This window comes from Chiayiivirga flava, assembly GCF_014202825.1.
Lineage (GTDB): Bacteria > Pseudomonadota > Gammaproteobacteria > Xanthomonadales > Xanthomonadaceae > Chiayiivirga > Chiayiivirga flava.
In genome coordinates this window covers 505,390-526,879 of record NZ_JACHHP010000004.1, presented here as the reverse complement: position 1 = coordinate 526,879, position 21,490 = coordinate 505,390, and the positions used below count along the sequence as shown (strand labels likewise).

The 21,490-nt window shown below is 69.9% G+C and carries 16 protein-coding genes, 1 tRNA gene, 1 other RNA gene and 1 pseudogene; 9 read left to right on the top strand and 10 right to left on the bottom strand.

Going from position 1 to position 21,490, the window contains the following annotated elements; genetic code table 11:
• Positions 1 to 300: 300 nt before the first annotated feature.
• From HNQ52_RS13135 to surE, 4 genes are read right to left on the bottom strand one after another with little or no spacing between them, the layout of a single operon-like run.
• Positions 301 to 1,209, bottom strand: coding sequence for a peptidoglycan DD-metalloendopeptidase family protein (locus HNQ52_RS13135; protein ID WP_183961608.1), 909 nt, complete (start codon positions 1,207 to 1,209; stop codon positions 301 to 303).
• Entirely contained in the window at positions 1,206 to 1,799 is a 594-nt protein-coding gene (locus HNQ52_RS13130) for a YqaA family protein (RefSeq protein WP_183961607.1), read from the bottom strand. Before HNQ52_RS13130 ends, HNQ52_RS13135 begins: the two co-directional genes overlap by 4 nt.
• Positions 1,796 to 2,476 (bottom strand): protein-L-isoaspartate(D-aspartate) O-methyltransferase, encoded by a 681-nt coding sequence (locus tag HNQ52_RS13125; RefSeq protein ID WP_183961606.1) that lies wholly within the window; start codon positions 2,474 to 2,476, stop codon positions 1,796 to 1,798. Before HNQ52_RS13125 ends, HNQ52_RS13130 begins: the two co-directional genes overlap by 4 nt.
• Positions 2,473 to 3,252 (bottom strand): 5'/3'-nucleotidase SurE, encoded by a 780-nt coding sequence (gene surE, locus HNQ52_RS13120; protein ID WP_183961605.1) that lies wholly within the window; start codon positions 3,250 to 3,252, stop codon positions 2,473 to 2,475. Before surE ends, HNQ52_RS13125 begins: the two co-directional genes overlap by 4 nt.
• A gap of 173 nt (positions 3,253 to 3,425) precedes the next feature.
• On the opposite strand from surE, the gene HNQ52_RS13115 reads away from it, so the two are divergent.
• Positions 3,426 to 4,340: an aldo/keto reductase gene (locus HNQ52_RS13115; protein ID WP_183961604.1), complete on the top strand. Its 915-nt coding sequence runs from the start codon at positions 3,426 to 3,428 to the stop codon at positions 4,338 to 4,340.
• Positions 4,341 to 4,419: 79 nt separating this feature from the next.
• Positions 4,420 to 5,709 (top strand): polyhydroxyalkanoate depolymerase, encoded by a 1,290-nt coding sequence (locus tag HNQ52_RS13110; protein WP_183961603.1) that lies wholly within the window; start codon positions 4,420 to 4,422, stop codon positions 5,707 to 5,709.
• Between the two features lie 41 nt (positions 5,710 to 5,750).
• Here HNQ52_RS13110 and HNQ52_RS13105 read toward each other — a convergent pair whose 3' ends face one another.
• The gene (locus HNQ52_RS13105) at positions 5,751 to 6,848 is read right to left on the bottom strand and encodes a lipid A deacylase LpxR family protein (protein WP_221282068.1); all 1,098 of its coding nucleotides are present in this window, start codon (positions 6,846 to 6,848) and stop codon (positions 5,751 to 5,753) included.
• A gap of 106 nt (positions 6,849 to 6,954) precedes the next feature.
• On the bottom strand, positions 6,955 to 7,623 hold the full coding sequence (locus HNQ52_RS13100) for a glutathione S-transferase (RefSeq protein ID WP_183961602.1): 669 nt from the start codon (positions 7,621 to 7,623) through the stop codon (positions 6,955 to 6,957).
• 133 nt (positions 7,624 to 7,756) lie between these two features.
• Here HNQ52_RS13100 and HNQ52_RS13095 point away from each other — a divergent pair.
• A pseudogene (locus tag HNQ52_RS13095) lies at positions 7,757 to 9,541 on the top strand (DEAD/DEAH box helicase); the annotation flags it as partial.
• Between the two features lie 282 nt (positions 9,542 to 9,823).
• Here HNQ52_RS13095 and HNQ52_RS13090 read toward each other — a convergent pair.
• On the bottom strand, positions 9,824 to 10,273 hold the full coding sequence (locus HNQ52_RS13090; protein WP_183961600.1) for a CopD family protein: 450 nt from the start codon (positions 10,271 to 10,273) through the stop codon (positions 9,824 to 9,826).
• Between the two features lie 201 nt (positions 10,274 to 10,474).
• On the opposite strand from HNQ52_RS13090, the gene HNQ52_RS13085 reads away from it, so the two are divergent.
• The 3 genes from HNQ52_RS13085 to HNQ52_RS13075 are packed head-to-tail and all read left to right on the top strand — an operon-like array spanning position 10,475 to position 13,194.
• Entirely contained in the window at positions 10,475 to 11,173 is a 699-nt protein-coding gene (locus tag HNQ52_RS13085) for a hemerythrin domain-containing protein (RefSeq protein WP_183961599.1), read from the top strand.
• A 57-nt stretch (positions 11,174 to 11,230) separates the two neighbouring features.
• The gene (locus HNQ52_RS13080; RefSeq protein ID WP_183961598.1) at positions 11,231 to 12,226 is read left to right on the top strand and encodes a serine/threonine protein kinase; all 996 of its coding nucleotides are present in this window, start codon (positions 11,231 to 11,233) and stop codon (positions 12,224 to 12,226) included.
• Positions 12,227 to 12,276: 50 nt separating this feature from the next.
• A complete protein-coding gene (locus HNQ52_RS13075) occupies positions 12,277 to 13,194 on the top strand; it encodes a peptidylprolyl isomerase (RefSeq protein WP_183961597.1) in 918 nt (305 codons plus the stop codon).
• A gap of 7 nt (positions 13,195 to 13,201) precedes the next feature.
• Here the strand turns inward: HNQ52_RS13075 and HNQ52_RS13070 are convergent, their stop codons facing one another.
• Positions 13,202 to 14,083, bottom strand: coding sequence for a DUF2785 domain-containing protein (locus HNQ52_RS13070; RefSeq protein WP_183961596.1), 882 nt, complete (start codon positions 14,081 to 14,083; stop codon positions 13,202 to 13,204).
• A gap of 205 nt (positions 14,084 to 14,288) precedes the next feature.
• Here HNQ52_RS13070 and HNQ52_RS13065 point away from each other — a divergent pair.
• Positions 14,289 to 14,381: transfer RNA gene (locus HNQ52_RS13065), tRNA-Ser, on the top strand.
• 253 nt (positions 14,382 to 14,634) lie between these two features.
• Here HNQ52_RS13065 and HNQ52_RS13060 read toward each other — a convergent pair.
• Positions 14,635 to 20,097 (bottom strand): cadherin domain-containing protein, encoded by a 5,463-nt coding sequence (locus HNQ52_RS13060; RefSeq protein ID WP_183961595.1) that lies wholly within the window; start codon positions 20,095 to 20,097, stop codon positions 14,635 to 14,637.
• Positions 20,098 to 20,171: 74 nt separating this feature from the next.
• On the opposite strand from HNQ52_RS13060, the gene HNQ52_RS13055 reads away from it, so the two are divergent.
• Positions 20,172 to 20,384, top strand: a complete 213-nt coding sequence (locus HNQ52_RS13055; RefSeq protein ID WP_183961594.1) for a hypothetical protein — start codon at positions 20,172 to 20,174, stop codon at positions 20,382 to 20,384.
• Between the two features lie 183 nt (positions 20,385 to 20,567).
• Here HNQ52_RS13055 and HNQ52_RS13050 read toward each other — a convergent pair whose 3' ends face one another.
• Complete coding sequence (locus HNQ52_RS13050) at positions 20,568 to 20,939, bottom strand: HU family DNA-binding protein (RefSeq protein WP_183961639.1); 372 nt, start codon at positions 20,937 to 20,939, stop codon at positions 20,568 to 20,570.
• 423 nt (positions 20,940 to 21,362) lie between these two features.
• On the opposite strand from HNQ52_RS13050, the gene ffs reads away from it, so the two are divergent.
• An RNA gene (gene ffs / locus HNQ52_RS13045) (signal recognition particle sRNA small type) lies at positions 21,363 to 21,459 on the top strand.
• Positions 21,460 to 21,490 lie beyond the last annotated feature (31 nt).

Genomic DNA, 21,490 nt, shown 5'->3' with positions numbered 1-21,490 from the left:
GCTCATCCACGGTCGCAAGACCCAGGGTCTATCGGGTGGGCTGGCCGGCTCTCGGCACCTCGACAATAGCGAGGGGCGAAGACATAAGGGTTCGGGCAGAGCCGTTTCGCTGGATTCTCTATTGCAGAGCAGGCGAAGAATGAGGCCCTTAGTTCCGGGCGCAATACGTTCGGAACGGTCGAGGCCGGTTGTTTCCTCGGTTGCGTCACGCACCCTCACCCCAACCCCTCTCCCGCAGGGAGAGGGGCTGATGCCGGGACTTCGATCAAGTAGGGCCACTCGATCAGACCGTCGCTCCGATCATCTCGCCGGCAGGAACGGCATCGGATCCACCGGCTTGCCATTCTTGCGGATCTCGAAATGCAGCATGTCGCGCGCGGCGCCGCTGCGTCCCATTTCGGCGATCTGCTGTCCGGCCTTCACCCTCTGGCCTTCCGCCACCAGCCGCTTGCGATTGTGGCCGTAGGCGGAGAGGAAGGTGTCGGAGTGCTTGATGATCACGAGCTCGCCGTAGCCGATCAGGCCGGAACCCGAATACACCACTTCGCCGTCGGCCGCCGCGTTCACGGCCTGGCCGGCGCTGCCGGCGATGTTGAGGCCCTGGCGCGTCGGGTCGCCCGCGACGTACTTGCCGACGATCTGCCCGCTCGCGGGCCAGCGCCACGAGAGGCCCTGCACGCTGCGACTCGGTCCGCCCGCGACGGGCGTGGTGACGGGCGCGGGCGGCGGCGTCGCGGGGGCCGCAGCGGAGGGCGGCGTCGATGCGACGGGTGTGCCGGTCGCAGGTGTCGCGGCGGGAGGACGCACGGGCGCCGCGCTGCCCGGCGCCGTCGGTCGCGGCGGCGCCGGGCGTGGTGCGGTCGTGGTCGGCGCCGGTCCCGGTGCCGCAGCGACCGCACTGCCGCTCAGGCGCAGGCGCTGGCCCGGGTAGATCGTGTACGGCGAGGCGATGCCGTTGCGCCGCGCGAGATCGCGGAAATCGAGGCCGTGCCGGAATGCGATGCCGTACAGCGTGTCGCCGCGCCGCACCGTGTAGTCGCCGCGGGCCGGCTGCGAACGCGGCGCGGACGACGACGGCACGTTGCGATCGACGCTGCGATCCACCACCACCGCCCGCGGCCGCGCCGAACATGCCGCCAGCACCATGCACACGCACGCCAGCGCGGCGAGCGCCCACGTGCGCGGCTGGTGAAGATCGGCGCGCGTCATGCGCCGCCTCCGCGCACCACGAGCCACGCGACGAGGCCCGCCAACAGCACCAGCGCGATCCAGCCGATGGGCTCGACGTGCCTGCGCAGCATGGCCTCCGCGCGCGCGCCGCCGAGGCGGATCGCCGCGGCCACCAGATACACGCGCTTGCCGCGCCCGATCAGCGCGCCGAAGAAGAACGGCAGCAGCGGCATGCCCACCGCGCCGGACGCGAGCGTGAACACCTTGAACGGAATCGGCGTGAATCCGGCGATCAGCAGCAGCCAGAAGCCGTTCTCGGCGGCCTGACGCTTGATGTCGTCGAAATGCTCGGCGTAACCGGCGCGTTCCAGCAGCGGCATGGCGAGTTCCAGCGCGAAATAGCCGATCGCGTAGCCGATGAACATGCCCACGAGCGATCCGAGCAGGCTCAGCGTTGCGAAGCGGAACGCACGTCCGGGCTGCGCGAGCGACATCGGCGCCAGCATCACTTCCGGCGGCACCGGGAAGAAGATCGCCTCGATGAAACTCAAGCCGGTGAGCAGCGCCGGCGCGCGCGGGTGCGCGGCCCAGCGCAGCGTGCGTTCGTACATGGGCGCGAAGAGCTTCATGCAGTGCCGCCGAGCAGCGGCACGAAACTCACCGGGCCGAGCAGTTCCTGCTGCCAACCCGCTTCGCCCGGACGCAGGCGCAGCAGCTGCTGCCCGCCGCTGCCGCCGATCGGCGCGACAAGCACGCCGTGCGGCGCCAGCTGCTGCAAAAGCGCCGCGTCGAGCGCGGCGGTTGCGGCGGTGACGATGATTGCGTCGAATGGCGCATGCTCGGCCCAGCCCACACGGCCATCGTCGTAGCGGCAGCGCACGTTGTCGATGCCGAGCTTGCGGAACCGCCTGCGCGCCAGCCGCTGCAGCTCGTCGATGCGTTCGACCGTGCAGACCTGTTCGACCAGCATCGCGAGCACCGCGGCCTGATAGCCCGATCCCGTGCCGATCTCGAGCACCTTGCGCGGCACCCCCGATTCGAGCAGCGCCTCGGTCATGCGCGCCACCACCCACGGCTGCGAGATGGTCTGCGCGCGGCCGATCGGCAGCGCCGTGTCCTCGTAGGCGCGCGAGGCGAGCGCCTCGTCGATGAACAGATGCCGCGGCACCGTGCGCATCGCATCGAGCACGCGTTCGTCGCGGATGCCACCCTCGCCGCGCAGACGCTCGATCAGGCGATCGCGCGCGCGCTGCGAGGTCATGCCGAGGCCGCTCGCTTCGCGGTCGAGACGCACCATCGCCGTCACGCGACCGGCTTGAGCGCTTGGGTGAGACCGTCGACCCAGCCCGACACCTTCTCCAGCGCCTGGTAGCGCGTGAGGTCAACATGAATGGGCGTGATCGAGATCGCGCCCGAGCGCACCGCGTGGAAATCGGTGCCGGGGCCGGCGTCCTGCTCCGGGCCGGCCGGGCCGATCCACCAGATCGGGCGGCCGCGCGGATCGGTCATGCGGATGCACGGCTCGGCACGGTGGCGATGGCCCAGGCGCGTCACCTCGAAGCCGCGCACGTCGCCCCATGCAAGATCGGGCACGTTGACGTTGAGGATGGTGTTGGCCGGAAGCGGATCGACCAGCAGGCGCGCGGTGATCTCGACCGCGGCACGTGCCGCGGTGTCGTAGAAGCGCCGCTCGCCGCCGCCGTGCGCGAGCGACATCGCAATCGCCGGCAGGCCGAGGAAGCGGCCTTCCATCGCGGCGGCCACGGTGCCCGAGTAGATCACGTCGTCGCCGAGGTTGACGGTGTTGTTGACACCGGAGACGACGATGTCCGGCTCCTCATCGAGCAGACCGGCGAGCGCGAGGTGCACGCAGTCGGTCGGCGTGCCGGCCACGCACCATGTGTGGTCGTCGAGCTGTTTTGCGCGGAACGGCTGGTCCAGCGTGAGCGAGTTGGAGGCGCCGGAGCGGTCGCGGTCGGGCGCCACCACGGTCACGTGGTGGCCGGCGTCGCGCAGGCCCTGCGCCAGGATGCGGATGCCGGGCGCGTCGACCCCATCGTCGTTGCTCACAAGTACCCGCATTCGGCTCCCACCTGCGTTGGACGCTGCAAATCGCGCCATTGTAACGGCTCGCACCGCCTGCCGCCCGATTCGACGAAACGACGCCGGCGCGGGACGAAACGCCCTCGCAGGATTTGCATCGCCACGCGCGCGGCGCTCTACTCGCCGCTCGACCGCCCGCACGAGGCCACGCCATGCAGACCCGCCGCCTGTTCCTTTCCGCCGCCGCCCTCGCCGCGGGCGCCGCCGCGTTCGCGCCGCGCCTGGCCTTCGCCCAGACCGGCACGCTGGCGCGACGTGCGATCCCGTCCACCGGGGAGACGCTGCCCGTCATCGGCATGGGCACCTCCGGCAGTTTCCAGGTCGCGGCCGACAGCGCCGAGTACACCGCGCTCAAGGAGGTGCTCAAGCGCTTCTTCGCCGGCGGCGCCAGCCTCATCGACACCGCGCCGACCTACGGCAACGCCGAGCCCAATCTGGGCGCGCTGCTGGCCGAACAGGACCTGCGGCCGCAGTGCTTCCTCGCTACCAAGCTTTCCGGCGTGACCGGCCGCGAAGCGGGCCTCGCGCAATTCGAAGCCACGCTCAAGTCGCTGCGGACCGATCGCGTCGAACTGCTGCAGGTCCACAACCTCGGCGACTGGAAGACCCAGCTCGCACTCGCGCGCGAACTCAAGGCGCAGGGCCGCGTGAAATACGTCGGCCTGACCCACTACGTGGAATCGGCGCAGGACCAGCTGGCGGACGTGATGCAGGCCGAGAAACCCGACTTCGTGCAGATCAATTACTCAGTCACGCAACGCGGCGCGGAAAAACGCGTGCTGCCGCTGGCGAAGGATCTGGGCATCGCGGTGCTGACCAACCGCAACTTCGACGACGGCGCGCTGTTCGGCAAGGTCGGCGACCGGGCCGTGCCCGAGTGGGCCACCGAGGCGGGCATCACGTCGTGGGCGCAGCTGTTCCTGAAGTTCGCGCTGAGCCACGAGGCGGTGACGGCGGTCATTCCGGCCACGGGCAAGCCCGATCGCCAGAGCGACAATCTCAAGGCCGGCACCGGCCCCATGCTCGATGCGACGCAGCGCGCGGCGCTGATCGCGCAGATCGGGTAGGTGTTCCGCCGGGCCGGGGCGCGGGCATCGATTGCTGCGCTGCAGTAGACTCCGGCCAGCCCCACGCCGGATCGCGCCGATGCTGTACGCCCTGCACGAACTCCAACGCACCATGCTGTCGCCGCTGACCTACTGGTCCGAGGCAGGCGCCAAGATGTTCAGCCAGCCCGGCAGCTGGTTCGCGCACCTGCCGGGCGCCGCGCGCCTGGCGGCGGACTGCGAGCTCGTCTATCGCATCGGCAAGGACTACGAAAAGCCCGAATTCGGCATCACCCAGGTCACCGCGCACGGCAACGAGTGCGCGGTGCTGCAGCAGGTGGCGCTGGCCAAGCCGTTCTGCAACCTGCTGCGCTTCAAGCGCTTCAGCGATGCGGCCGGCGGCATCGAGGAGATGAAGGCCGATCCGGTGGTGCTGGTGGTGGCGCCGTTGTCCGGGCATCACTCCACCCTGCTGCGCGATACCGTCAAGACGCTGCTCGCCGACCACAAGGTCTACATCACCGACTGGGTCGACGCACGCATGGTGCCGGCTGGCGCCGGCAAGTTCGGCCTGGACGACTACGTCGACTACATCCGCGAATTCATCCACCACATCGGCGCCGACGCGCTGCACGTGATCAGCGTCTGCCAGCCGACCGTGCCGGTGCTCGCGGCCGTTTCGCTGATGGCCTCCGGCGGCGAGACCACGCCGCTGTCGCTGACCATGATGGGCGGGCCGATCGACCCGCGCGAGAACCCGACCCAGGTCAACTCGCTCGCCACCACCAAGCCGCTGTACTGGTTCGAGAACAACGTCATCCAGACCGTGCCGCCGAACTACCCCGGCCACGGTCGGCGTGTGTATCCGGGCTTCCTGCAGCACGCCGGCTTCATCGCGATGAACCCGAACCGGCATTTCCAGTCGCACTGGGACTTCTACCAGGACCTGCTGCGCGGGGATCTGGAGGACGCGCAGTCGCACCGCAAGTTCTACGACGAATACAACGCCGTGCTCGACATGGCCGCGGACTACTACCTCGAAACCATCGACGTGGTGTTCCAGCGCCATCTGCTGCCGAAGGGCGAGTGGCACGTGCACGAGCAGCGCGTGGCACCGGAAGACATCAGTCGCAGTGCGCTGTTCACGATCGAAGGCGAGCTCGACGACATCTCCGGCCTCGGCCAGACCCGTGCCGCGCACACGCTGTGCACCGGCATCGACGATGCGCGCAAGCGCCACCTCACGGTGAAAGGCGCCGGCCACTACGGCATCTTCAGCGGCCGTCGCTGGCGCGAGGTGGTGTATCCGCAGGTGCGCGATTTCATCCGCGCGCACAACGCCGCGCCGAAGCGGAGCGCGGTGGTGCGGACCCTGCGCCCGAAGCGCTGACCCCGAGTCGACGCCGATGCGATGCGGCGGCGAGCGCCGCGTCAGAACGCGCCCGACACCGTGAACGAGCCGAATGACGGCCGGTCCGCCTGACCGTCGAACTCGCGGGTGCGGAAATAACGCGCGAACGCCACCTTCAGGTCGCCGACGTTCATCGCAACGCCGAGCGCCGCATCGGCGACGAGGTACTTCTTGTCGACCGAGTGGCTGTCCTTGAAGGTGTTGCCGTCGAGGAAGATGTCGCGTGCCACCAGCCGCCCGTCGAACGACACGAACACGTGCGCGCCCATCTTCGTGTGCCAGCGCTGGCCCGAGCCGTCGGGCGCGTTGTTGTCGCCGCCAGGGCGCGCGGACGAGGTGCCGAAATCGTCCGGCAGGCTGTAGCCGAAGCGGAACTCCGCGCCGACGTTGGCGTACGTGGCCACGTTGCCGATGCTGCCGCCGTAGTGCGAGATCGCATCCCACTGCCAGCGTTCGGACATGTACTCCGGATCGCGCTCGGGCCAGCGTCGCTTGCGCTCGTGCACGAGCTTGATGCCGATCTCGTCGCGCAGCTGGTTGTCCCAGCCGGAGAAGCGCGGGTAGCCGCGCAGATGATGGATCAGGTCCTGCGCTTCCTCCGCCATCGCCGACGGGCCGACGATGCCGAGGTTCAGTTCCGTGGTGCGCAGATGATCGCCGATGCGCGCGTTGTACGCCGCCCCGAGGTAGAGCCAGCCGGCATACGGACGATCGTCCTCGATCAGGTCCGACCGCGTGTAGTCCACCGGCGTGTACATCGCGTGGCCGATGGTGAACACCATGTTCTGCTGGTCGTGCTCCGCCGGGGACAACCGGCCGAGGAATCCGTTGAGCCAGCGCCCGGCACGCGGCAGGCAGGGATCGGAGGTGTAGTCGACGAGGTTGGGCGAGACGAACGACAGGCGCACGCCGTTGGTGTAGCCCTGGTCCTGGTCGGAGAACAGGTCGTTTTCCAGATAGAAATTCACGACCGGCGGGTATTTTTCCAGCACGCCGATCTTGTCGCAGGTATACGCGTCGATCGACTGTCCGGTGGTGCCGATGTCCGCCGGCAGGTCCGCACCTTGGACGGCAGCGGTGGCGGCAAGCAGCGCCAGGCAGGAAACGGGTCGGAACATGCGCACTCCCGGGGATGGGCCGCAACGTGCGCGGCAGGAGCGCATCGGCAGGCGAAAACCAGACACTTAGCCGCGCTGCGCGTGAACGCGCATTGAACGCCGCGACTCAGCCGAGGCCGAACGGGCCGCCGCGCTCGAGCGCCCGCTGGTAGGCCGGCCGCGCGTGGATGCGGCGCAGCCAGTCCATGAGATGCGGCCGGCGTTCGTCCAGGCCGGCGCGGCTGGCGGCGGCCTCGAGCGGAAAACTCATCTGGATGTCGGCGGCGGTGAATTCGTCGCCGACGAACCACGGGGCGTGTGCAAGCTCCGCTTCCATGTAGTCCAGATGCAGCCGCAGCTGCGGATCGAGGAAGTAGTTCGACACCCGGTCGACCACCGCGCGCAGCACGGGCCTGACGAAAAACGGCGCGGGACTCTTGCGGATGCGCGAGAACACCAGCTTCATCAGCAGCAGCGGCATCGGCGAGCCTTCCGCGTAGTGCATCCAGTAGGTGTAGCGCGGACGCTGCGGCGAATTCTGCGGCGGTGCGAGACGCCCGTTGCCGTGGCGCTCGATCAGGTATTCGAGGATGGCGCCGGATTCGGCGACGGTCACGCCCTCGTCCACGATCACCGGCGACTTGCCCAGCGGATGGATCTTGCGCAGATCCTGCGGCGCCAGCAGCGTGTCCGGATCGCGCTGGTAGCGCACGATCTCGTACGGCAGCTCCAGTTCCTCCAGCAGCCACAGCACGCGCTGCGACCTGGAATTCTCGAGGTGATGGAGGATGATCATGCGCAAGTCAGCTCCGACGGCGGCGGCTATCATACTTCGCAATGCGCGTGCGAGTCCGGCGAATCGGCCGACGCATCGCCTCATTTACGCAGCAAACACGGTTGCGGACGCAGAAAGCGCGGATAATCACCGGATGACCACCTCTTCCGACGCCCCCGGCAGCTTCGCCGACCTCGCCCTTCCCGACACCCTGCTGCGTGTCCTGCGCGACATCGGCTACGAATCGCCCTCGCCGATCCAGGCCGCCACGATCCCGCCGCTGCTGGCCGGCCGCGACCTCGTCGGCCAGGCCCAGACCGGCACCGGCAAGACCGCGGCCTTCGCCCTGCCGATCCTCGCGCAGATCGACACCGCACTCGCCGCCACGCAGGCGCTGGTGCTCGCGCCCACGCGCGAACTCGCCATCCAGGTGGCCGAGGCCTTCCAGAAGTACGCCACCCATCTGCCCGGCTTCCACGTGCTGCCGGTGTACGGCGGCCAGGCCTACGGCGTGCAGCTGCACGGACTCAAGCGCGGCGCGCACGTGGTCGTCGGCACGCCGGGCCGCGTCATCGATCACCTCGAACGCGGCACGCTCGACCTCGCCCGGCTCAAGTGCATGGTGCTCGACGAGGCCGACGAAATGCTGCGCATGGGCTTCATCGACGATGTCGAGAAGATCCTCAGGAAGACCCCGGCCGAACGCCAGACCGCGCTGTTCTCGGCCACCATGCCGCCTGCGATCAAGCGCATCGCGCAGACCTACCTGCGCGAACCGGTCGACGTCGCGATCGAGGCCAAGACGCGCACCGCGACCAACATCCGCCAGCGCTACTGGCTGGTCTCGGGCCTGCAGAAGCTCGACGCGCTGACGCGGTTCCTCGAGGTGGAGGAGTTCGACGGCATGATCATCTTCGCCCGCACCAAGCAGGCGACCGAGGAACTGGCCGAGAAACTCGAGGCGCGCGGCTTCTCCGCCACCGCCATCAACGGCGACATCGCGCAGCCGCTGCGCGAGCGCGCGGTGCAGAAGCTCAAGGACGGCCAGCTCGACATCCTCGTGGCCACGGACGTGGCCGCGCGCGGCCTCGACGTGGACCGCATCAGCCACGTGCTGAACTACGACATTCCCTACGACACCGAAAGCTACGTGCACCGCATCGGCCGCACCGGCCGCGCCGGGCGCAGCGGCGAGGCGATCCTGTTCGTGGCGCCGCGCGAGCGCGGCATGCTGCGCGCGATCGAACGCGCCACGCGCCAGCCGATCGAGGAAATGGTGATGCCGGGCACGAAGGAAGTGAACGAGCAACGCATCGCGCGCTTCAAGATGCGCATCGGCGAGGCGCTCGCGAGCGAGGGTCTGGATCTGTTCCGCGACCTCGTCGCCGACTACGAAGCCGAGCACGGCGTGGCCGCCATCGACATTGCCGCCGCGCTCGCGCGCATGGCGCAGGGCGAGGTTCCGCTGCTGCTCAAGCCCGATGCGCCGGCGCGCCCGGTACCGCACGAACGCGGCGCGCGGCGCGACCGTCCCGAACGCGCACGCGGCGACGAGAGCGACGATCCGCTGATCGAACGTCCCGCGCGGCGCGCGGTGATCTCCGACAGCGATCTGGAGACCTACCGCATCGCCGTGGGCCACCTGCACCACGTCAAGCCCGGCAACATCGTCGGCGCCATCGCGAACGAGGCCGGGCTCGAATCGCGCCACATCGGCCGCATCGATATCCGCGACGACCACAGCTTCGTCGACCTGCCGCGCGGGATGCCGGACGATGTGTTCGAGCATCTGAAGGGCGTGCGCGTCGGCGGCCAGCGCCTGCAGCTGACCCGCCACACCGGCGAGATTCCGCTCGCGCCGAAGATCCGCCGCGGTCCGGGCGACGTCCGCGACGGCAAGCCCGGCGGCTTCCGCGGCCGTCCCGGCGGCGACGATCGCCGTCCGCCGCGCCCGCGCGGCGAAGGCGGCTACAAGGCCGGTGGCGAGGGTGGCGCGCCGTCGAGTCGATTCAAGGCGGACGGCACGCCGAAGTCGTTCGCCGACGGCGGCAAGCGACCGTTCAAGCCCAAGCCCGGCGAACGCGCCCCGTTCAAGAAAAAGCCCTGATTCTTGCTCTTGAGCCCTTCCCTCTTGACGGGGGAAGGCTTGGGATGGGGGTGGCTCCTGATCTTGATCCGGTGCTCTTGATCCAGTGCTCTTGCTCAACTCCCGATCCACCCCTCAGAACGGCTTCGCCAACACCAGCCACACGATCGCCGCCAGCACCACCACCGGCACCTCGTTCCACCACCGCATCCGCGTCGGATCCGGCAGCGCCCCACCGGCGGCAATCTTCTTCAGGCGCCGCCCGCTCAGCACGAAATACACGAACAGCAGCGCCACCAGCGCGATCTTCGCGTGTAGCCAGCCGCCGGCGATGCCGAAGTGCAGCCACAGCACCGCGCCCAGGATCAGCGCGATCCCGAACATGCTGTGTCCGAAGCCGTACAGCCGCTTGCCCATCAGCACGAGCCGCGCCCGCACCTCCGGGTGCGCTCCGCCCTCGCCGAGGTTGACGAGAATGCGCGGCAGGTAGAACAACGTCGCCATCCACGCGATGACGAACACCAGATGAAACGTCTTGACCAGCAGGTAGGCCACGGCAGCACCGATGCGGGAACGGGGCCGCATGGTACTGCGCGGCGACGCTCCGCGTGCGCCGCGACGACGTGAATGGCGGCGGAACGCACGCCCGTCGTGCGCCGCGACGAAGACACGATCGCCAACCCCATCGCGTCAACCGCATCGACCCGGCCGCGTCCGGCGACGGCGCGACCGTCCCCGCGCCTGCGCCGGCGCGTCCGGGTCGCCCCGTCCCCTTTCGATGACGTCATGAACGCTCCCCGTTTCGATATCTACCGCCAGATCCACAAGGCGCTGCGCATCGCCTTCGCGCAGACCCACGCCCACGTCGGCCGCATGGACTGCACCGATCCGGACGACATGCACACCGCACTGAGCGCGGTCGAAGACCTGCTCGCCGCGTGCCGCAGCCACCTCGCGCACGAAAACGCCTTCGTGCACGCCGCGCTCGAGGCGCGCTCGCCCGCCGCTTCGCGCCGCACGGCGGAGGAACACGGCCACCACGACGACGCGCTGCTGCGGCTGTCGCAGGCCTGCGTCGAGGTCGCGCGCGCCGAACCCGCGCAGCGCCAGCGCATCGCCGACCGCCTCTACGACGAACTGGGCGAGTTCATCGCCGACAATCTCGTCCACATGCGCTACGAGGAAACGGTCAACAACACCGCGCTGTGGACGCACTACGACGACGCCGAACTCGTCGCCATCGAACAGGCGCTGGTCGCATCGATCCCGCCGCCGGAGCTGCTGCCCACGCTCGCCGGCATCGTCGCCGCCGTGCCGCCGCACGAACGCGTGGCGCTGCTCGACGGCATCCGCCGCTCGGCGCCGCCGCCGGTGTTCGATTCGATGCTGGCCGCCGCGCTGCAGGCGCTCGGCGAACGCGACCGGGAAAAACTGCTGCGCGGGCTGTGCATCGAGCCCGCGCTGCACGCTGCGATCGCCGCCTGAGGTCGCGCGGCGCACCGGCATGCGGACCGGCGCGCACGGTGCGCTAGCATCGCGCGGATGACACGGCCTCCCGCACCCGACAACGACACGCCTTACGCCGACCTGGGCCCCGACACGGTGCTGGACGCGGTCGACGCTCTCGGTTTCGCCACCGATGGCCGCGTGCTCGCGCTCAACAGCTACGAGAACCGCGTCTACCGCATCGGGATCGACGCGGCGCCGCCGCTGATCGCGAAGTTCTACCGACCCGGCCGCTGGAGCGACGCGGGCATCGGCGAGGAGCACCGGTTCGGCGCGGAGCTGCACGACGCCGACCTGTCCGTGGTGGCGCCGCTCGCGCTCCGTGGCGCGACCCTGCACCGCCACGCCGGCTACCGGTTCGCGCTGTTTCCGATGCAGGGCGGACACGCGCCGGAACTGGAACATCGCGGCACGCTGCAGCAGCTTGGGCGCACGCTCGCGCGCATGCACGCGGTCGGCGCGCGTGCGCGCTTCGCGCATCGCCCGCGGCTGGACATCGCCACGTTCGGCCGCGAGCCGGTGCGCTACCTGCATCAGGCGCGCTGGCTGCCGCCGACGCTCGCGGCCTCGTTCGCGCGCCTGGCCGAGGCCCTGCTCCTGCATTGCGAGGCCGCGTGGCAACGCGCCGGAGACGTGACGCCGCTGCGCCTGCACGGCGACTGCCACCCCGGCAACATCCTGTGGCGCGACGACCAGGCGCACTTCGTCGACCTCGACGATTGCCTCACAGGCCCCGCCGTGCAGGACCTGTGGATGCTGCTGTCGGGCGACGCCGCGGAGCAGCGCCGCCAGTTCGAGCAGCTGCTGGAGGGCTACGGCGAATTCCGCGATTTCGACTGGCGCGAGCGGCATCTGATCGAGGCCCTGCGCACGCTGCGCCTGCTGCACTACCACGCGTGGATCGCGCGGCGCTGGCACGACCCGGCCTTCCCGCGTGCGTTTCCGTGGTTCGCCGAACCGCGCCACTGGGAAGGCGTGATCGTGCAGATGCAGGAACAGCTCGACGCGCTGCAGGATCCTGCCTTCGACTGACGCATGCGCCTCGCGCTACGCTGCGCACCCACCGTGCAGGAGCCGCTTCGATGCCGTCGATCCGCCATCTCGCCGCCGCCCTCGCCCTGCTCGGCGCCAGCGCCGCGCACGCCGCCGGCACGCCGCCGACCACCGCCGAGGTCATCGAACGCTCGACCGCGCGCGACTGGCGCACGCCCGATCCCGACAACGTGCTGTACCTGGACCTGCCCGCCGGCCGCGTGGTGATCGAACTTGCCCCGCAGTTCGCGCCGGCGCATGCGGCCAACATTCGCCAGCTCGCGAAACAGGACTACTGGGATGGCCTCGCGATCCTGCGTTCGCAGGACAACTACGTGGTGCAGTGGGGCGATCCGAACGCGGGCCAGGACACCGCACGCACGCTCGGCGATGCCGCGAAAACACTGCCGGCCGAGTTCGACAGCGCCGATGGCACCCTGGCATTCACCGCCCTGCCCGAGGCCGACTCGTACGCGCCGCAGGCCGGCTGGGTCGACGGATTTCCGGCCGGTCGCGATGCGAAGACCGGCCGCACCTGGCTGGCACACTGCTACGGCGCCGTCGGCGCGGGTCGCGACATGGCGGCCGACAGCAGCAACGGCACCGAGCTCTATGTCGTGATCGGCCACGCGCCGCGCCATCTGGATCGCAACATCACCGTGGTCGGCCGCGTGCTGCAGGGCATGGAGCTGCTGTCGGTGCTGCCGCGCGGCACCGGCGCGCTCGGTTTCTACGAGACCGCCGCCGAGCGCGTGCCGATCGCGCGCATCCGCCTGGCCTCGCAGCTGCCGCAGTCCGAGCGCGTGGCGCTGGAGGTGTTCCGCACCGACACCGCCGCGTTCGAACAACTGGTGGAGGCGCGGCGCAACCGGCGAGAGGACTGGTTCATCGATCCGGTCGGCAGGATCGAACTGTGCAACGTGCCGATCCCGGTGCGCGCCGCACGCGGGCCTGCCGCGTCGAAGTGACCGCCCGCTACGGCAACGTCCCGAGCGCGGCGAGTGCGCCGGCGCGCAGCGGCGCAAGACGCGGATCGCCGCTCGCGTCGCTCTCGACGTAGAGCGCCTGCAGGAAGGCCAAGAGTGCGTGGCGGCGCGCGAGCCAGGCCGTGTCCCTGTACGCGAGCGCCGGATCGTTGCCGAGCGTGGCGACGCGTTCGGCGCACCAGGCGGTCCAGCCGGCTTCGTCGCGCAGTCCGCGCTGCGCGGCGAACAGCACCGGCCGCGCGAGCCGCTGCGGTTCGCCGAACACGTAGAACGCGGCGCCGTGCGGCGGCACCTGGGCCGCCACGGCCGCGACGATGCGCTCGAGCTGCGCCGGCGACACCGCCGGATTCAGCGCGAGCTGCATCAGCAGATCGGCACCGTGCGCGACGCCGTGACGCCAGCCGTCGCGCGCGTCGAAACCGCGGTAGTCGCGCAGTGTTTCCACGTAGCGCGCGGCCAGCTCGACCAGCGCCGCGCGCTCGTCCGGCGTCATCCACGCGGCGACCCGGTCCGTGCGTGCCACCTCCGACAGCACCAGTGCGGCGAACGGCGGCCGCAGGCCGTCGCTGTCGTCCTGCGGTGTCCGCACCATCGCCGAGAGGCGTTCGAGCATGGCGCGCTGCGTCTGCACATCGAGTGCGGGCGCGCGCAACCAGGCCGACAGCGCTTCGAACGCGAGTCCGTCGCGCACCGCAGGATCGGGATCGCCGAGACACTCGAGCAGCGCGAGCGCGGTGGCGTTGCGCCGCGCATCGTCGGGCGTCTCGAATCCACCGGACCGTGTGGCCGCGAACGCGGCGAGTGCATCGGCGTCGCCCAGGCAGGTCGCGTGCGCCGGCAGCCACGCGGTCGCAAGCCCCAGCGATGCCATCGATCGAACCAGCCAGCTGCCGCAACGCGCCATGCTCTCGGCTCCCCGTCCTGGATGCGCGGAGTCTGCCCGACGACGGGCGCGGCGGGCAGTGTCGTTCGGCATCCTCGCGCCTCGCGGGCGCGGGGTCGCGGTTGTCGGAGCGTCCGCGGACGGCTATGATGCGCGGCTGCCGCCGTCCGTCAGGACGCGCGCGCCATCTCGCGGAGAGGTGTCCGAGCGGTCGAAGGAGCACGCCTGGAAAGTGTGTAGACGGCTAAACCCCGTCTCGAGGGTTCGAATCCCTCTCTCTCCGCCACTTCTCTTGCGCTGCCGGTCCGTCGGCAGCGTGCGCACGATCGGGCATCTCGCGATCGCTCCGTGCCGCGGCAGTTCGCCCCGTGCCCTCGCTGCCGATCTCCGCTTACGCACAGCTGTCGCGTCCACACGCAGTGCCTGCCGCGCCGCCGTCGACAACATCAGCGAGCGGCGCGCCGCACGCTCACACGGCGCTGCCCGCACAACCGCACGGGCAGCGCACATCGCCGGCGCGGACCCGGCGGGAATGTCCGTCAACTGGTCGAACACAGCACCAGCGTCGACGTCACGGCCCCGGTCGGCTTGCCGCCCGTACCCACGTGACCGGCCGGCAAGGTGGTGCTCCCGGCCAGCGAGAACGCCACCGTGATCGACAGCGTGGTGCGCAACTGGATGGTTTGTCCCGCCGGCAGCGGCGCGGTGAGCGTGATCTGGCGAACGGTGGGCGACACGACGGCCACGCTGGCGGTGCCTCCGGTCACGGACCACACGCCCGAGTTCGCGACCCCGGTCACCGTCGTCAGGACGGTGGTGCCGGCCGGCAGCGGCGTGGTCGGGCCCGCGGTGAGGGTGAACCCCGGGCCCTGGCTCCCGAGCACGCCGCAGGAGCCATTGAGCGCGTAGGCACCCAGATCGACCACGCCGGGAGTGACGTTGACCGCGAGCGTGTAGTTGCCGGTGTCCAGCCCGTTGAAGGTCGACGCCTCGATGAAATAGACGCCGCTTTCGGTCGCGGTGTAGATCATGCGCGAACCCACGCCCAGCGCGCCGCTGTCGTCGTCGTCGTTGCCGGCCACGAGGAAGCCCTGCGCGTTTGCCATCAGCAGGTAGCTGTCGAGATCGTCGCCGGTGTCCATCGTCACTTCAACCTCGTCGCCTGCGGCGAGCGTGAGGCGATAGATGTCGGCGTAGTAGCTGGTGGTGGGCGTGCCGATGTTGCTGCCCACGGCGGAAAAGTCGTCGCTGGCGGCGATGCTCTGGTTCGACAGATGCGGGCTGGCGATGTCGATCACGTTGCGCACCGCCACCCACGCCACCCACGGGGTGCGACCGGGGCTGGAGATGGTCACCTGCGTGCTGCTCTGCCCGGGGGTGAGCACCGTGATCTGGCCGGTCGCGCTGATGTCGATGGCGCTGCTGGTGTAGTCGATGGTGTACGGCGCGCCGGGGTCCACGTCGCCGTTGACGTCCAGCACGCGCACGTCGAGATTGGTGGTCTCGTCGCTGCGCATGATGACGACGTACTTGGCCGTCACCGCCAGGCCCTGGACGATGGTGATGCTCAGCTGCTGGGTGTCTTCCAGCGTGTCGCTCGCGGCGCGGACCGTGACCTCGTACACGTTGTTGCCGTCGGCGTCGCCCGCCGGGTCCAGCGGCGGCGGCGCGACGAAGTCGAGCACGCCGCTCGCGGGATCGATGCTGAAGCTCGCCTGGTCCGCGCCGCCGGCCAGCGAATAGACGATCGGCGGATTTCCGATCGGAGCCGTGGCATCGACGTCCGTCACCGGAATCGTTCCGCCGCCGGGGAAATCGAGTTCGGCCATGTCGCCGGCGCCGTCGCTGGTGATCACCACTTCCTGCGGACACATCACCGCCACCGAGACCGTGGTCGAACTCCCGCCCGGCGTCAGGGCATAGGTGAACGTGTCCTGCGTGGTGCCCGGTGGCGTGTTGCAGTAGCCGGCGTCGGGCGTGTAGTTCACTCCGGTGCCGCCACCAGTGATCGCCACGGTGCCGTTGGCTGGCTGGGTGATCGAGGCGATCGAGCGCGGACCGCCGTCGACATCGGTGTCGTTGGCGAGCACGTCGATGGCGGTGGGGGCGGCGTCCTGTGCGACGACGGCCGCGTCGGCTACGGCGACCGGCGCGTCGTCCTCGCAGGTGACCGCAACCGACACCGTCGCGCTGCTGCCTCCCGGCGCCACGGTGTACGTGAAGGTGTCCGGTGCGGTGCCGGGCGGCGTGTTGCAGTAGTCCGGGTCCGGCTCGTAGGTGATCCAGATGCCGCCAGTGATGACGGCGGTGCCGTTTGCCGGCTGCGTGACGGTGGCGACGGTTTTCGGCCCACCGTCGACATCGGTGTCGTTGACGAGCACGCCCAGGACGGTGGGCGTGTCTTCGGCCACGAACGGCGTGTCGGCCACGGCCACCGGTGCATCGTCGACGCAGGTGACGAGCACCGAGACCGTGGTACTGCTGCCGCCCGGCGTCAGCGTGTAGGTGAATGTGTCGGGCGCGGTGCCGGGCGGCGCGTTGCAGTAGTTCGCGGCCGGCTGGTAGGTGAGCCCGGTGCCGCCGGTGGGCACCACCGTGCCGTTTGCCGGCTGCGTGACCGAGGCGATGGCGATCGGCCCCGCGTCGACATCGGTGTCGTTGGCGAGCACGTCGATGGCGGTGGCCACGCTGTCCTCGGTCACGGTGACCGCGTCGGCCACGGCCACCGGCGCGTCGTCGACGCAGGTGACGAGCACCGAGACCGTGGCACTGCTGCCGCCCGGCGTCAGCGTGTAGGTGAACGTGTCGGGCGCGGTGCCGGGCGGCGCGTTGCAGTAGTTCGCGGCCGGCTGGTAGGTGAGGCCGGTGCCGCCGGTGGGCACCACCGTGCCGTTCGCCGGCTGCGTGACCGCGGCGATGGCGATCGGGCCCGCGTCGATATCGGTGTCGTTGGCGAGCACGTCGATGGCGGTGGCCGCGCTGTCCTCGGACACGGTGGCCGTGTCGGCCACGGCCACCGGTGCGTCGTCGTCCGCGGTGATGCCGATCGTGAAGGTCTGCGGTGGGCTGGTGTCGATGCCGCCGTTGGCGCTGCCACCGTCGTCCATCGCCTGCACCGAAACGGTGGCCACGCCGTCGGCGTCGGCCGCCGGGGTGTAGGTCAGCGTGCCGTCGGGGGTCACGGCAACCGGCACCGCGAACAGCGCCGGATTGTCGCTGCTGGCGACAAACGTCACCGACTGGCTCGCCTCGTCCGCAGGTCCGGGCGAGATCGCGGACGCCCAGCCCGCGACACTCTGCGCACCGGCATCCTCGTTCACGGTCTGGTCGCCGCCGGCGACGAAACCCGGCGCATCGTTGACCGGCGCGACGGTGATTTCGAACAGTTGCGGCGCGCTCGTGTCCGCGCCGCCGTTCGCCGTGCCGCCATCGTCCTGCAGCACCACGGTCACCGTGGCCGTGCCGTTGGCATCGACTGCGGGTGCGTAGCTCAGCACACCGCCGGCGCTGATCGTGGGGGGCGTGCCGAACAGCGCAGCGTTGTCGTTCGACACGAGGAAGGTCAGCGCCTGGTTGCCGGGATCGTTGTCGTCGATGGCGGTCGCCCACGGCACGGACACCGGACCTGCGTCCTCGAGCACGTTCTGCGCGGGACCGGCCACGAAGCTCGGTGCGTCGTTGACGTCGATGACGTCGACGGTGACGGTGGCGCTGTCGGACAGACCGCCGCCGTCGGTGGCGCCGACGACCAGCGCGAATGCGGCGCCTGCCGTGAGCGGAGCGCTGCTCGCGACGGCGAGCTGACCGCTGGCGGGGTCGATCGTGAACGCGTTGTCCTCGTTGCCGCCCGTGATCGCGTAGGTCAGCGTGTTGTTCGGCGCCGTCGTGTCCGGGTCGCTGGCGCTCACCGGCGCACCGACGGGTGTCCCGACGGCGCTGCTCTGCAGCACGCTGCGCGCGGTATCGGACAACACCGGCACTTCGTTGACATCGGTCGTGGCGATGGTCACCTGCGCGGTCGCGCTCGATCCGCCGCCGTCGGTGGCCGTCACCGTCAGAGCAAAGGCCGCGCCGCTCTCGAAATCGAGCGCCGCCGCATCCGCCACCGACAGGACGCCGGTGCCGGCATCGATCGCGAACGTGCCTGCGTCGTTGCCCGCCGTGATCGCGAAGACGAGGGTGGCGAACGGCGCGGTGGCATCCGGGTCGGAGGCATCGAGCGTGCCGACGACGGTGCCCGAGGCGCTGTTTTCCGCCACGTTGAACGACGCGTCCGCAAGCACCGGCACCTCGTTGAGATCGATCACCGTCACGTTGACCGTGGCGGTGTCCGTCCGCGCCGGAGCATCGTCGTCGCTGACCGTCACGACGAGGCTGATGTCCGTCACGGTTTCGGCGTCGAGCGCCGATGCCGTCGCCACGACGATGGCGCCCGTCGCCGCGTCGATCGCGAAGGCGTTGCCGGTGTTGCCGCCGGCGATCGTGTAGGTGAGCGCATCGCCCGCATCCGGATCGCTCGCCGACACCGTGCCGACCGGCGTGCCGGCGGCGCTGTTTTCGTCCACGGAGAACGCGTAGGTGGCCTGACCGAAGGCCGGTGCATCGTTCTCGTCCGACACCTCGATGGTGACCGTCGCGCTGTCGTCCAGCGGCGGCGTGCCGCCGTCGGTGACCCGCACCGTCAGCACGAACGGGGCGTTGGCAAGATCGACCTGCGCACTGTCGGCCACGCGGATGGCGCCGCTGTCCGCATCGATGGCGAAGGCGTTGCCGGTATTGCCGGCGGTGATGGCGTAGAGCAGCGCGTCGTTCGGCGCATTCGTGTCCGGATCGGTACCGACGACCGTGCCGACCACGACGCCGGGCGCGGCATGCTCGGCCACCGACAACGCAAGATCGTCCAGCTGCGGCGCCTCGTTGATGTCGGTCACGGTGATCGTTGCCGTGGCGCTGGCGCTCAGCGCCGGCTCGCCGTCATCGGTGACCTCGATCAGCAGCAACACGCTTGCCGCCAACTCCGCATCGAGCGCGGCGGCATTGGCCACGGTGATCTGGCCGCTGTCGGCGTCGATCGCGAACGCGTCACCTGTGTTGCCGCCGACGATCGCATAAGCGAGTGTCTGGTCGGCGTCGGGGTCGGTCGCGCCGATGCTACCCACCACGCTACCCGCGGCGCTGTTCTCGTCGATCGCGAAGCTTGCGTCGTTCAGCGTGGGTGCCTGATTGTCTGCGCCCTCGGGATTTGCATCGCGTATGTCCATCCGCAGGTGCAGGCGGCCGCTCTCGGTGGCGGCAAATGCGGCGAGGATGTCGGATGCGCCGTCACCGCCGGCGTCGGGCGGATCGGTGGCCACCGGCGCGACGCCGGTCCAGTCGATGATCTGGCCGTCGGCGATGAAATTCGACGCCCAAGCGATCGACGAGCCCATCAGCACGACGACGGCGAACGTCGAGCCGAACGCGGGATGGCGCCGCACGATCCACAGCGTGAATCCGATCAGCACAAGCAGCGCAAGCCAGCCGGACGCGGGGATTACCGTGGGCTGCGCGGCGCCGGGGCCGGGTTCGACCGTGCCGGGCAACACGATCGCGGCCTGCACCCGTTCGACGCCGCCATCGCCGCCGCGCGCGACGAACGAGGCGAGCGCGGTGCCGCCGTCGCCGAGTCCGGCAAGCGGCGTCGAGAACTCGATCACGTCGGCGCCGTCGATGCCCGCATCGATGCCCACCGCATACCCGGCCGGCTGCGGCTGCTCCGCCCCGAAGACACCGCCCTCGCAGTGGGCGCGCGCCACGGCCTGCACCGTGGCCGACGCCGCATCCACCTGCGCACGCACGCGCACCTCGGCGCCGGCGACCGTGCCTGCGTCGGTCGCGATGCTGCAGCCGGTGGCCGGGTTGGCGTCGAGGTCGAGATACACCTCGGTGGCGACGGTCTGCGCGGCGGCATGCGTCCCGGCAAGCGACAGCAGGACGCCTGCGAGGCGGAGTGCAATGTTCATTCGATGGAGGTCCCCTGGTTACGAAGCCGACGCACGGCCGTGATGATCCCTTCGCCGCCGGTGCGGATGACGATTTGCGCATCCGCTGCGGAGAAGGACTGTGCGCTGCTGCACAGCTCGCGACATTATCGGAAGAAGCGGCGCATTCCTCGCAGGAACACGCCTCGGCGTGTCACGGCTCGCCGCATCGGTGCAATCCGCACGACATGGCGCGCGCGCTCGGCGATCTGCATGGCGATGCGGACATGCTGCGGTACGCGCAGCGCGACTGGACTGGCAAGGGATGAGCAGGTGCAGTTCGGATGCGCAGAGTGCCGCGTTGCGCGGTGGATCGACCGACATCCGCCAAAGCGAGATCGCGGCAGGGCGCGTGCACGGCACGCCGAATTGCCAACCCCGAAACGAGCCGCGGCGAACACGAGGTTCGCCGCGGCGGTGTTGCGTCCCGCCGATGGCGGGATGGGCCAGGATCAGGCCGCGGCGTCTTTCAGCTTCTTCAGCGGGCGCACCTTCACCTTGGTCGAGGCCGGCTTGGCTTCGAACCACTGCTCTTCCTTGGTGAACGGGTTGATGCCCTTGCGGCGCGGCTTGGCCGGCACGTTGACCACGGAGATCTTCAACAGGCCCGGCAGGGTGAAACCGCCCGCGCCCTTCTTGCTGACCGAACCGTGCACGGCGCTTTCCAGCGCCGCCATCACGGCACGCACGTCCTTCGCCGCCACGCCGGTGTTCTCGGCGATGTGCGCAACCAGACCGGACTTGCTCAGCGCTTCCTTGATCGGCTTGGGTGCCGCGCTCTTGGCCGGCGCCTTGGCCTTGGTTGCTTTGCTGGCTTTGCTCATAAACGGTGTGCTCCTTGGGGAAATTTCGCCCGGACAGCCCGGTGCAGCGCGAATGTAGGCTAATTGGAGCGTTGCGCCAAGATTTGCGGGCGTTTTTCGCCATTTTTGTTTCGCCGGCGCCGGCGTCATCCGAACAAACGCAGGCCTGGCGCGGAGTTGGATCGCATGGCCGTGCCGGCGCGGCACGCATGCCGCGCGACAAATGATGCGACGCGGCATGCGGCTGCGCGGCGCAGCGCGCAGCCGCATGCAACCGCGCGAAGACCGTCTGGAGCGCACGCCTGCGGTTTGCTATGCTGGCGATCTGGCCTGCGCACCGCTTCGCTCGAAGCGTCCGGGCCAGGCGTCGAACGGCTCATTCCCCGATGCCTTCGCGCGCCGGCGCCGCTGGCGCCGAGTCGCCGCACCGTCCACGGTGGCCCCCGTCGGTCCCCTCGCGACGATAGATCGAAAACTCCGCCAGGTCCGGAAGGAAGCAACGGTATCGGTCGATTCGGGTGCCGAGGTCAGGCTGGCGGGGGCTGCCACCCCTCCGCCCGCGCGCTGGCCAT